Here is an 11418-nt window from a genome sequence, read left to right on the forward strand (position 1 = left end):
TGCACCGAAGCTGGCATCATCCCGATGGTGCCCAAGCCCAACACATCGCCGGCTCAGGCGCGCGGCTTCTGGGGCAAGGCTATGTTCGTGCATGAGCCGCAGACCGACACCTATCGCTGCCCCGCCGGTCAACAGCTGCAGAAACGTTTTGCCCGGGTGGAGGGCGGCAAGCTCATAAGCGTCTACTTCAACCAGAAGGCCTGCAGCGCCTGCCCGTCGCGTCCCCTGTGCACGGCCGGCAAGGAGAAGCGCATCCGACGATGGGAGCACGAAGCGGTGCTCGATGCCATGGAGCGCAGGCTTCAAGCGATGCCCGAAGCCATGGCGGTCCGCCCCTGCACGGTCGAGCACGTCTTCGGCACTATAAAAGGATGGATGGGTGCCACCCACTTCCGAACGCGCGGCCTCAAGCACGTCGCCACCGAGGCCAGCCTGGCGATACTGGCTTACAACATGAAGCGTGCCATTGCAGTGGCCGGCGTGGCCTCGACACTTAAGGCGATAGCCGGGTGACCGGAGCCGACGCGCGCCGTGGCAACAACCTGCGCGACGAGCCACAGTGAGTTCTCACACAGCCTCGGCCCCATACCGGCCGTTCGTCCTCACCGCAGCGAACTTCTGCTTATGGCGCGAGAGCCCCTTTCTCAGGCTTTGGCAGCACCGCCCTCCTCGGCGATCTCCTGCGCTAACCTCGGACCCTTCGCGAGCCGCCGGCCCAGCGCCGAGACAAACGCTTCGTACCGCTCCCCAGCCTTGGCTCGCGCGGCCTGGGCCGCCGGCTCCGGCAAGGTCGGCGTGGTGGCCAGCCAGAACCGTACGAACACGGCCAGCGTCTCGACAGAAATACCGAGGTCCCGCTCCAGCCGAGCCATCCGTCGGTCCAACTGATCGAGGCGTTTGGCGACGGCAGCTTCCCGTTGCTCGGCCGCGTCGGGCGACAAGAACGACGCGATCGCGGCCTCTGCGATCAGGGACTGAGGCTGATCGCGCCGCGCAGCATAATCGGCCAGAAGCTTCATGGTCGTCGGATCGAGATAAACCGAGATCTGCGCCTTCTTCTTGCGTGGGGCCATCACCGTCACAGCTCCATGCCGTCGGTGGGATCGAGCGAGACTTGGCGCGCCATACCTTGCATGACACGCGTCATGCGGCTGTTTCGGGCGACGTCGTCTTCAGCCTCATCGACCAGATCGATCTCGAACTCGTTCACCGATTGCAGCGGCGCCTCAACCGGCGCCACCCTCGCGAGCTCCGGCTGACGCCGATGCTCTGAACCCGTGGTGTCCTCGTCGTCGCTTCCCTCGACCATCAGGCTTAACTGTGATGGCGCCGGCAAGGGAAGGACGGTCCAGTCGTCAGGCTGACGATCGCGAGGGGATGAGAGTTCCGGCGGGTGCAGCACCCGCTCCCTGAACCGCTCATCCTCATAGTACCGGGCTTTCTTCGCTCGGATCGGCGGCGTCCCGGCCACCATGACGATCTCGTCGGCCGGCGGAAGCTGCATCACCTCGCCGGGCGTGAGCAGTGGTCGGGCGGTTTCCGAGCGGGACACCATGAGATGCCCGAGCCAGGGGGAGAGGCGGTGCCCGGCATAGTTCTTCATGGCCTTCATCTCGGTGGCGGTTCCGAGGGCGTCAGAGACGCGCTTGGCGGTGCGCTCGTCATTGGTGGCGAAGCTCACCCGCACATGGCAGTTGTCGAGGATGGAGTTGTTCGGCCCGTAGGCCTTCTCGATCTGGTTCAGGGACTGGGCGATGAGGAAGCTCTTGAGCCCGTAGCCGGCCATGAAGGCGAGCGCGCTCTCGAAGAAGTCGAGCCGCCCGAGCGCCGGGAACTCGTCCAGCATCAGGAGAAGCCGGTGGCGGCCGGCCTTCGCCTGCAGGTCTTCGGTGAGGCGCCGACCCACCTGGTTGAGGATCAGGCGGATGAGCGGCTTGGTGCGGTTGATGTCCGAGGGCGGCACGACGAGGTAGAGAGACGTCGGCCGGGTGCCCGTCACCAGATCGGCGATGCGCCAGTCACAGCGCCGGGTCACCTCCGCCACGACGGGATCGCGGTAGAGCCCGAGGAAGGACATGGCGGTGGAGAGCACGCCGGACCGCTCATTCTCGGATTTGTTGAGGAGTTCGCGGGCCGCGCTGGCGATAACGGGATGGGGTCCCGCCTCTCCGAGGTGCGCCGTCGTCATCATGGCGGCGAGGGTCGTCTCGATGGGCCGCCGGGGATCGGAGAGGAAGGCCGCGACACCGGCCAGCGTCTTGTCCCGTTCGGCGTAGAGCACATGGAGGATTGCGCCCACGAGGAGCGCGTGGCTGGTTTTCTCCCAGTGGTTCCGCTTCTCGAGCGACCCTTCCGGATCCACAAGGATGTCGGCGATGTTCTGGACGTCCCGCACCTCCCATTCCCCGCGGCGGACCTCCAGCAGGGGATTGTAGGCTGAGGACCGCACATTGGTGGGATCGAACAGCAGCACGCGCCCATGTCGTGCCCGGAAGCCGGCGGTGAGCTGCCAGTTCTCTCCCTTGATGTCATGAACGATGGCCGAGCCCGGCCAGGTCAGCAGTGACGGCACGACGAGGCCCACGCCCTTGCCCGACCGGGTCGGGGCAAAGCACAGGACGTGCTCGGGCCCATCGTGGCGCAGATAGTCCCCTCCGTGGCGCCCCAGCACCACGCCGTCAGGACCGAGCAGCCCCGCCGCGCGGATCTCCTCGGGCTCGGCCCAGCGGGCGGACCCATAGGTTTCGACCCGCCGTGCTTCCCGCGCCCGCCAGACCGAGAGGCCGATGGCGGCGGCGATGGACAGGAAGCCACCAGAGGCGGCGATGATCGCCCCCTCGGTGAAGATGGCCGGCGCATACGCGTCGTAGAAGTACCACCACCAGAAGAAGGCCGGCGGGGGATAGACGGGCCAGGGCCCCAGCAGGAACCAGGGCGGGCCGAGCTGGTCCTGAAAGCCGAGCCGCCACGCCACGAACTGTGTAGCGCTCCACGTCGTGGCCAGCACGATGGCGAAGACGAGGAGGATCTGGCCCCAGAGGATCTTGGTCGCGGACATGCGGCGCTCGGTGATGTGTGGTGTCAGAGGGCAAGGCCGCGTTTGCGGCCGAGGGACCAGTCGATGCCGCCATCGGCGCGGGCAACACCGGAGATGTGCTTGCCGAGCTGCTTCTCCAGCGAGGGTGTCCACGGCACGAGCTGGAAGCCGAGGCCGTCGTCCAGCATGGCGAAGCGGCCAGAGGCGAGCGTTATGCGGCGACAGTAGGTGCCGGAGACATAGTCCCCCGATCCTGATTGGTTGAACGGCTGCCCGGTCTCGGCAGCGAGCTTCTCGCCCAGCGCCTCCACCTCCCGCCGACGCAACGTCTCGATCAAGTCCCGGGCGAAGGCGACGCGCTGTCCCTGCCGCTCAGCCAGCCCCTCCCGGACCAGATGGTCGGCGCGGCGTTCCATAGCGCCGCGCACCTCGGCGCCGAAGCCGCCTTCCGAGAGAGAGGCCGGCGCTCGGGAAAGCGCCTGACGATCGAGCCATGTGGCGCCCGTGGCGGTGACCTGCCGGTCGATGTCGAGATCGGAGCGAACCGCGAGGGCTACACGCGGCTGGCCACGTCCGTCCTCGAACCGCCGGAGCTCCACGATCGAGCCACGCGTGCCGTCGCCTGCCGCATCGAGGTCGGGCAGACGGATGTGGTGGGTGCGCCCGTCGACACCATCCACCACGGCATAGGCGGTGCCCCTCAGCTCATCATCGAGGCCGCGATCCACAAGACGACCAATGATGGGAGCATCCAGGTTCTCGCCGGCAATCACATAGGTCGCGGTGCCCCGCTCGATGCCCTGGGCGGTGAGCGCCCGGTGCATTCGCTTGATGATGTCGCCGCGCTCACCGAGGGCCCTGAGCGTCGCCTCGGCTTTCTCGTCGATTAACCACTGGCCGGGACCGATCTCATCGGCGAGGCCGAGGGCCTCGAGCTTTCGCAGCCGCCCGACCTTTATCGGCAGGAAGGCGCCCGGCCCGCCGTCGGCTTCGCGCGCCACGTCGATGAAGCCCGTGTCGCGCTGATCGCGGACCAGCTGGCGGTCGAGCTGGGTCCAGCCTTCCGTCTCCACCTGCCGCTCGAGGGCGCGGTGGATGTCGAGGTCAGTGCGTAGGCCCAGTTCCTGGGTGACCAGATCCTGAGCACGGGCGCGCATGCCTTCCTTGATGTAGTCGCGCGAGATGACGAGGTCCTGGCCGTCATCCGTGCGGCCTCGCACCAGGATATGCAGGTGGGGATTGTCCGTGTTCCAGTGGTCGACGCCGACCCAGTCGAGCTTCGTGCCGAGATCCTTCTCCATCCGACCCACGAGATCGCGGGCGAACGACCTCAGGTCCGCCATGTCCGCCGCGTCCTCCGGCGACACGATGAAGCGGAAGTGGTGTCGATCGTCGGTGCATCGCTCCGCGAAGGCGCGGCCATCCCCCTCCTCCGCGCCCGGCCCGAACAGGCGAGCCTTCGCTCCATCCCGGGTGACGCTCTCCCGGCGCAGGTAGGAGAAGTGCGCGGTCAGCGGCGTGGCCCGCGCCGTATGCCGGACCACGCGGGTCTTGATGACCACGATGCGCGAACGCCCGGCAAGCAGGCGGTTGGCGACGATGCTGGCGGCCCGGCCCCGCCCGAAGTGCGAGCGGCTGCCCGACGAGATACGGCCGGATCGGGAGACATGCCCGCCGGCCTTCTGGGCCGCCGCGAGGGCCTGGGCGATGAAGGGGCGGGCCCGCTGCGTGCGGTTCGAACGGATGCGGCCAGGGCGGACGCGGAATTCCCGATCATCGGCCATGGCGTACGCCCGCAATGTGCGAGAAAGTCAACGAGCCCAGAGACTTGAACGCTCGATGCACATTGCCGAGCAGCAGCGCAATGTGCGTTTGGCTGGAAATTCCCGAGTAGAAACAACCGACCGACCGCAGCGCACCCTGCGCCCTTTTATCTCGCCATCGAAGGGTCGTTTCCTGCGTCTTCCGTCCCAACCTTCGCCTGAACACGCGAGAACCCGACAAGGTGCAAATGACGCCGAGATAGTTCATCGCGCGCCCCCCACGCTGCTGCGGGCAACAAACAGGCCTGCCGGCTGCGGAGTGGTCGCCGAGACATCGCGCACGTCTGGCGCCGGCTGAGCGCGATCGGGTGGCGCCGGATCTGCAGCGGATGTGCGGATCGGCTGCACCGCGAAGATCGGGGATTGAGCCCAGGGCGGCGTCTCGACCGTCGTCGTCCCCAACGGTAGCGACGCAGCAGGTTCGGCCTTCCCGCGCGCGATGTCCGGCGCCAGCTTGTCGACATAAGCGCGCGTCTCTGGCGGCAGGGGCAGTCCTTTCCGCGAGGCCTCGTAGCGGCCCGGCCTTGCATTGTAGGCGGCGAGGAAACCGGGATTGCCGTAGCGGTCGAACAGCTCCCGCAGATAGGCGGCCCCGGCCATGATGTTGTCATGCGGGTCGTAGGGATCCTCGCAGAGGCCGTAATGAATGCGCAGCTCGGCCCAGGTCTGCGGCATAATCTGCATCAGCCCCATGGCGCCTTTGGACGAGGTCGAGCGCGCGTCGCCGTCGCTTTCGGCGCGCATGACGGCCCGGATCCAAACTGCGGGAATGTCGAAACGCTCCGCCGCTTCCGCGATGAAATCGGCGTAGCGATCACTCGGCGAAGGTGGGGTCTGTGCCGCTCGTGTTTCCGCGGCCATGGCTGTCGTTGACCAGCTGCAGGGCACTCCGGAAAGGAGAAGAAGGACCAGCGCACGGGGGCAAATGAGCACTCGCATGGATGCGTGTACGCCATCGCGGGCGCGCGAAAACAGTCTCGTCCGCGGCATGACGGCCTCTCGACGTATGAATGAAGGTGGGGATGGTCGGTCGTGCTCAGCGCGTCGGCGCGCGCCAGACAAAGTGCCCGTCCCCGGCCTCGTCCGTGTAGATCGGCACGGCGTGGCCGATCACGATGTTGGCGGGCAGTGGCCCGAAATACCGGCCATCCAGACTGTCCGGCACGTCAAAGTTCATGAGGAAGAGCTCGCCCTGGGCGATGCGCCGGCAGCCGTGCCAGACCGGCAGTGGCCGTCCCATGCGATCGCGCTCCAGCGCCTGGCCGTAGGCCACGCCATCGACCGTGATGGTGCGGTCCCGGCGGCAGACATCCTGGCCGGGAAGCGCCGCCACGCGCTTCATCAGCGGCACGCCGACACCCACATAGCCGCGCTCCACCAGGAAGCGGGCGAGCGCCGCCGGCGGCGTGATGGCGAGGAGGTCCGTGACCTCGAGCTTGCGCCCCGGCTCGATGGCATAGAGCCCGACGGGCGCGCTGGCGGAGACGTTCCACACCAGCTTGAGCGGTGTCGGAACGAACGTGGCGGCCGCCACGCCCATCACGGAGAAGTACGTGACCATCACAGTGCCAAAGCGAGTCATGCCTCGCACTCCCGGCGCTTCAGCCACGCCGCATGGCGCTCCAGCGTGTAGGCGCGAGGTGCGTGACCGGCCGCGAGGCGATTGTGAACGTGGCTCCAATGGTCCGGCGCGACGTCTGCGCCATGGATGCCGAGGGTATCGATGGCATCCACGTGCTGGAGCACTTTCTCGACCTTCGGCCAGCCGTCGGCTCGCAGGAGGATCTCGCCGCCCGGACGCACGAAGGGCAGCGTCTGGTAGGCCTCGCCCGGCGCGACGGCACGCACGATGTCGAGGCGCGACACCACGGTGCCGAAGTCGTTTGCGGCCCAGCGCACGAAGGCGAAGATGGAGTTCGGCGCAAACGATACGATGCGGCGACTACGGTCGAGAGTTTGTGCCTGCGCAGGCCGGCCGAAGCGGATCCAGTTCTCGATCCGCTTCTCGATCCAGGTCAGCTCCACATGGGTGAGCGGGTCTGGCGTCGGCGCGGCGGGTGATGGGGCGATGGGTTTGGGAACGGAGGATGGCACCGGCGGGCTCATAATGAGGCCTCTCCTGATGTCGGGGGAAACTCACGGGCGAGGAGATCGCGGAGCATGTCCGCGACAGTCTGGCCGCGACTGAAGGCGGCGATCTTGATGCGCCCGCGCAGGTCGAGCGTGACATCGATGGTGAGCCGCGCGGTGAAGCCAGCGGCGTTTCCATCGCTCGCGGGCCGTGGCTCCGTGGCCTTCACCCATTGCTCGGGATCCGCGGGCCGGGCGGCGAAGCCCCGCCGGTTCGGGCGTTCGGTCATGGTGTGGCCCCGCCGGTGGGAAGGGCGAGGATCTCCACGGCGAACGCCGCAATCTCCCGCGCTGCCGGCCCGTCCGCGTCGAGCTCGCTGACGAGCCGCCCGGACTGCGCCGACATGGCGAAGGCGACGCGCTGGCCAATGGTGGTCGCGAGCACGGGCGGATCGTGATCGGCCAGCGTCTCGGAGGTCTCGCGGGCGAGCACGGTGCGGGCGCCGCAGCGGTTCAGCACGAACCGCGCGGCAAGTTCCGGCCGGTAGATGCGGGCCTCGCTGAGGAGGGCCAGCATCTCGGCGGAGGCCCAGCCGTCGAGCGGCGAGGGCTGCACGGGGATCAGCACCAGGTCGGCGGCGAGCAACGCCGAGCGCATCAGGCCCGCGACGCGCGGCGGCCCGTCGATGACCACATGGTCGGTGTCCCGTGCCAGCTCGGGAGCTTCGCGGTGCAGCGTGTCGCGGGCGAGACCGACGACACCGAACAGGCGCGGCAGGCCCTCACGGCTGCGTTGCTGAGACCAGTCCAGGGCCGAGCCCTGGGGGTCGGCATCGATCACGGTGACGCGCTCACCGCGGCTCGCCCACGCGCCGGCAAGGTGCAGGGCAAGCGTCGTCTTGCCGACTCCGCCCTTCTGATTGAGGAGCGCCACGATCATCGGGGATCTCCCGATGTGCCTGCAGGCATCGTCTTGGGCACAGCCAGAGGATCAGAAGCCGGAAATCCGTCTTTACGGAAAGACGGAAGACCTTCATCTTTAGAGGTGCGCAGATGGCTAGTTTTTTGGGCCGGCTGAGCCCGATCATCCACATCGCCCGCGCGCCTTTTAAAGTTAGACTCTATGTTAGATTCTAAGTTAGGAGCGCGATTTTGCGGTTTCGGGCTTGGAGTTAACCCCTGTTTGGGTTCCTGAAAGCACGAGGGGCCGGTTCCTGATGGCACGTGGCACCGGGTTCCCGATGGCACGAGAGGATTCACAGGCTGTCCACAGTTGGGCTCGAACGCGAGCAGCATGCGAGCCCCAGTATCAAGCTCAATGAACAGGGTGTAGCCGGGCAGCGGCTGGCGGCGGATGATGTCCCTGAGCTCGAAGGCGAAGCGCTTGAAGGGTGAGAGGCTGCCGGACTTCAAATAGAGGTGACGGAAGTCGAAGCGCCAGCCGTTGTGCTGGCGGCCGCCGTGCTTGCGCACCAGCCGGTAGAGCCAGCGGTCGAGACCACCCGTCAGCTCGAAATAAGCTCGGTCGATGGTGAGCACGAGCGCATCTTCGAGGATCGCGCAATAGAACCAGTCGGGGACGACGAGCTCGATTCCGGCGGGCCTGCCATCCCGATCGGTGCGCTCCTTCCACTCATTGATCCAGGAGAAGCGATGGCGCCTTCCCTCGGCCGGCTGGCGGATCGAGGTGGACACGGTGGTGGACTGCAGCCGGTCGAGTGCAGCCTTGAGGCGCTGGTAGTCCCGGAGCGAGGTGCCGCGGCCCACGAACCTGAGGATCTCATAGGGGGTGGCGACCATGAAGCGCGACGTGCGCAGGCCGGCGTCACGGGCCTCCACGATCTGGCTCGCCGCCCATATCAGGATGTCGGCGTCCCAGATGGTCGCCATGCCGTGGTCAGGCACGGCCTCGACGCGGATGGAGACGTCGCCAGCGGCAAAATCGATGGGCGCGATCCGATGGGTCTTGGAGAGGGAGAAGAAGGGATAGGCCATGAGATCCTGCGCATCTCGTGGCGCGAACGCGCCGGGAAGCGCGCGGAACAGATTGAGCTGTCCGCGCTCTGGCTGGGAGTGATGCCGCGCCGCCATGGAGAAGGGTTCCGATCAGCGTGCGAAGCGGTGGGGCTCGGCAATTCCGGGCAGGCCCTGGCGCTTGGCCGGCAGGACGGTGCCGCGGGGATCGGAGGTGGAGGTGACGGCGCCGCGGGCGACCCAGGCCTGCAGATCCTCGACCGAATAGACGACGCGACCGCCGAGCTTGCGATAGGCGGGACCGGTTCCGTAGGTGCGGTGCTTCTCGAGCGTCCGGGGCGAGAGGCTGAGGAAGACGGCGGCTTCCTTGGTGCGCAGGTAGCGCGGCGGCAGCGGGATAGCGTCGGGGCGCATGGATAGAACCTCCGTGGGCGATCTCGGGCCGCTGGTCATCAGCGGCGGATGGCGATCACGGTGGCGAAGGGCAGCCGTCGAGGGGGATGGGGAAGTTGAGGGGGGCTAAAATCCCCACCCTCAGGATGCCGACGATGCGGCTATGGTCTTCTGCGATGACGCAGGAGCTTGAGATAGCCGCCACGGATCATGGCGAGGCCGCCTTTGACGAGGCCGATGACCTTGTCGCGCAACGCCGAGGTTTTCCAGGGCTCGGACGCAACGCGCTTATGGCCGTAAAGGACCATGGCGATGTCGCGATAGCTGGCGCCATTCGCCCGGCCGTCGGCCGCCAGCATCATGGTGCGCAGCCGGTCACGCTGCTGCGCGGTGATGCGGGTGTCGGAGATGACGGTCCGCCCCTCGACAGCGCGCCAGAAGCGGGTCAGCGCTTCCATCCGCCCTATCGTGTCCGCGTCCAGCGGGATCAATGCCGCCAGCGGCGCGTCGGGGCGAGCCCCGGTCAGCAGCAGCACCTGTGCGGCATGGGGTGCCGGACCATGGACCCAGTATCGGCCCTCGGCGCTCTGGCGAGGTGCGACCATGTCGCCAAACGACACGCTGGGAGCACCCGGAAGAAACGCGGGCTGTTGGGTGAGAAGCACCACGGCCGGATCGACAACCGGCGACCACGGGACATTCTGTTCCGCAGCGGAGAGAGACGGCCGTGCGGCGAAATCGCAGCCCCCAGCGCTGCTCCACCTCCCGGGGGAGCGGGTCGGCGTCCGAGCCGGCCTTCACGAGGGAGTCGTAATGGTCCTGGTAAGTCTCATCCCGCCGCAGGCATTCCCAGGCGAGGCCCTCCACTGACAGGGTGTCAAAATAGCCGTAGGTGGCATCCTCTCGCCAGCGTGATGTATCGGGCTTCATCACTCGTCTCCGCATCAAGCGTGCGTGTCGAGTGAGGACAATCAGGGATTGAGGGTATTGGGAGAAGCCAGCTGGGGAGCATCGCGTGATGCGGCTGCGGCATCACCCCTGCGAACGGGCCGCAACGTCAGACAGTGCGGTGGAGGAGGTCCTTGTAGCCGCTGGAGGCCACCCAACGGGCCCGGGCCAGATGGCTGTCATGGACATGACGGGCGCGTTCGGGCTCCCGAGCCGCGTCGATGCCGAACAGCACCGAGGCGATCTCCTCCCAGCCGGCGCCATCCGCGGTGGCGTCGAGGAGCCGTGCATACAGCTTGATATGTGCCCGGTCGTAGTCGGTGAGCTCGGGAGCGATTGGGGCGGCGTCTGCAAACGCGTCGGTCATGTCACCCCCCGTGTTTCCATGCCTGACGCAACCTTGGTCCCTTCTAGACGACGGCGGATGGTGAAGCGAGCCCGCGCGCTGGGAGCATTCCCGGGGTCGCTGGACAATCGCTTGGCATCGGGAATGCCGCCGTCTAACTCGCTACGGGCACTTGATTACATATTATAGTTGATAAGCTCAAAGTGTGTAAATTGCGATCCGTCTGCGCATGGATATGCGCAAGCTGGTCGGCCGGAATTTCGCGCGCCTGCGTCAGGAGAAAGGCCTGACGCAGGAGGACGTGGAGGCGCGCTCCGGTTTCAGCCAGCAATATATCAGCGGCCTCGAGCGTGGCCGGCGCAATCCGACAGTCATCACCCTCTACGAGCTGGCTCAGGCGCTGGGCGTCAGCCACGTCGAGCTCGTGCGGCCCGACGGCAACGACTGACCGGTGAACCCGATGGTAGGAAAGCCCCGGCCGGAACCGGCCGGGGCCTCGATCGCCTCACTCGCCGCGGCGCCCGCTCGGGCGGGACCAGATCAGCGAGAAGGTGTCACCGTCCTCATCATCGAAGAGGTTGGCGTAGATGGGGGCGTTGAAGCTGGGATCGTCGAGCTTGAGGCCCAGATAGTCGCGGCCTTCGCTGGAGCGCTTGGACCAGGCGGCGCCAATCTCGATGTTATGTGGAGCTCCACATAACGCCGATTATGCGGAGAGCGGGATTATGCAGAGCGCCGGCCTGTAAGGTCTGTGTTGCCGCCGGTTTCGGCGGGGGTTCTGCTCCGCATAATTGCGGGCTGGAAGGTGGGCGCCCCGCGGGAAGCGG

At 66.9% G+C, this 11418-nt stretch carries 14 protein-coding genes and 2 pseudogenes; 2 read left to right on the top strand and 14 right to left on the bottom strand.

Annotation, left to right across the window (positions count from 1 at the left end; translation table 11 throughout):
* Nucleotides 1-513 (top strand): transposase (locus EJ105_RS27050; protein ID WP_250168793.1); only part of this gene is annotated, 513 nt, incomplete at its 5' end.
* A 131-nt stretch (nt 514-644) separates the two neighbouring features.
* On the opposite strand, the gene EJ105_RS27055 is transcribed toward EJ105_RS27050, so the two are convergent.
* The 13 genes and pseudogenes from EJ105_RS27055 to EJ105_RS27115 form a co-directional block, all read right to left on the bottom strand.
* Complete coding sequence (locus EJ105_RS27055) at nt 645-1073, bottom strand: CopG family transcriptional regulator (RefSeq protein ID WP_250168794.1); 429 nt, start codon at nt 1071-1073, stop codon at nt 645-647.
* 5 nt (nt 1074-1078) lie between these two features.
* Nucleotides 1079-3058 (bottom strand): conjugal transfer protein TraG, encoded by a 1980-nt coding sequence (locus EJ105_RS27060; RefSeq protein ID WP_250168795.1) that lies wholly within the window; start codon nt 3056-3058, stop codon nt 1079-1081.
* 23 nt (nt 3059-3081) lie between these two features.
* A complete protein-coding gene (locus EJ105_RS27065) occupies nt 3082-4821 on the bottom strand; it encodes a relaxase/mobilization nuclease domain-containing protein (RefSeq protein ID WP_250168796.1) in 1740 nt (579 codons plus the stop codon).
* Between the two features lie 243 nt (nt 4822-5064).
* Complete coding sequence (locus EJ105_RS27070; RefSeq protein ID WP_250168797.1) at nt 5065-5721, bottom strand: lytic transglycosylase domain-containing protein; 657 nt, start codon at nt 5719-5721, stop codon at nt 5065-5067.
* A gap of 175 nt (nt 5722-5896) precedes the next feature.
* Entirely contained in the window at nt 5897-6442 is a 546-nt protein-coding gene (locus EJ105_RS27075) for a S26 family signal peptidase (RefSeq protein WP_250168798.1), read from the bottom strand.
* A complete protein-coding gene (locus EJ105_RS27080) occupies nt 6439-6966 on the bottom strand; it encodes a DUF2840 domain-containing protein (protein ID WP_250168799.1) in 528 nt (175 codons plus the stop codon). The genes EJ105_RS27075 and EJ105_RS27080 overlap by 4 nt, the downstream gene beginning before the upstream one ends.
* The gene (locus tag EJ105_RS27085) at nt 6963-7220 is read right to left on the bottom strand and encodes a ribbon-helix-helix protein (protein ID WP_250168800.1); all 258 of its coding nucleotides are present in this window, start codon (nt 7218-7220) and stop codon (nt 6963-6965) included. The genes EJ105_RS27080 and EJ105_RS27085 overlap by 4 nt, the downstream gene beginning before the upstream one ends.
* Nucleotides 7217-7870 (bottom strand): ParA family partition ATPase, encoded by a 654-nt coding sequence (gene parA / locus EJ105_RS27090; RefSeq protein WP_250168801.1) that lies wholly within the window; start codon nt 7868-7870, stop codon nt 7217-7219. The genes EJ105_RS27085 and parA overlap by 4 nt, the downstream gene beginning before the upstream one ends.
* Nucleotides 7867-9021, bottom strand: a complete 1155-nt coding sequence (locus tag EJ105_RS27095; RefSeq protein ID WP_250168802.1) for a replication initiator protein A — start codon at nt 9019-9021, stop codon at nt 7867-7869. Before EJ105_RS27095 ends, parA begins: the two co-directional genes overlap by 4 nt.
* Nucleotides 9022-9036: 15 nt before the next feature.
* Nucleotides 9037-9318, bottom strand: a complete 282-nt coding sequence (locus tag EJ105_RS27100) for a helix-turn-helix transcriptional regulator (RefSeq protein ID WP_250168803.1) — start codon at nt 9316-9318, stop codon at nt 9037-9039.
* 140 nt (nt 9319-9458) lie between these two features.
* On the bottom strand, nt 9459-9965 hold the full coding sequence (locus tag EJ105_RS27105; protein ID WP_250168804.1) for a DUF2285 domain-containing protein: 507 nt from the start codon (nt 9963-9965) through the stop codon (nt 9459-9461).
* 124 nt (nt 9966-10089) lie between these two features.
* Nucleotides 10090-10242 (bottom strand): annotated as a pseudogene (locus EJ105_RS27110) (transcriptional regulator domain-containing protein); the annotation flags it as partial.
* Between the two features lie 112 nt (nt 10243-10354).
* The gene (locus EJ105_RS27115) at nt 10355-10612 is read right to left on the bottom strand and encodes a DNA -binding domain-containing protein (RefSeq protein WP_250168805.1); all 258 of its coding nucleotides are present in this window, start codon (nt 10610-10612) and stop codon (nt 10355-10357) included.
* A gap of 208 nt (nt 10613-10820) precedes the next feature.
* Between EJ105_RS27115 and EJ105_RS27120 the strand changes: the two genes are divergently transcribed.
* On the top strand, nt 10821-11039 hold the full coding sequence (locus EJ105_RS27120; RefSeq protein WP_138397488.1) for a helix-turn-helix domain-containing protein: 219 nt from the start codon (nt 10821-10823) through the stop codon (nt 11037-11039).
* 57 nt (nt 11040-11096) lie between these two features.
* On the opposite strand, the pseudogene EJ105_RS27125 reads toward EJ105_RS27120, so the two are convergent.
* Nucleotides 11097-11267: pseudogene (locus EJ105_RS27125) on the bottom strand (DUF736 domain-containing protein); the annotation flags it as partial.
* Nucleotides 11268-11418: the final 151 nt, after the last annotated feature.

It is taken from the genome of Xanthobacter aminoxidans (assembly GCF_023571765.1).
GTDB lineage: Bacteria > Pseudomonadota > Alphaproteobacteria > Rhizobiales > Xanthobacteraceae > Xanthobacter > Xanthobacter aminoxidans.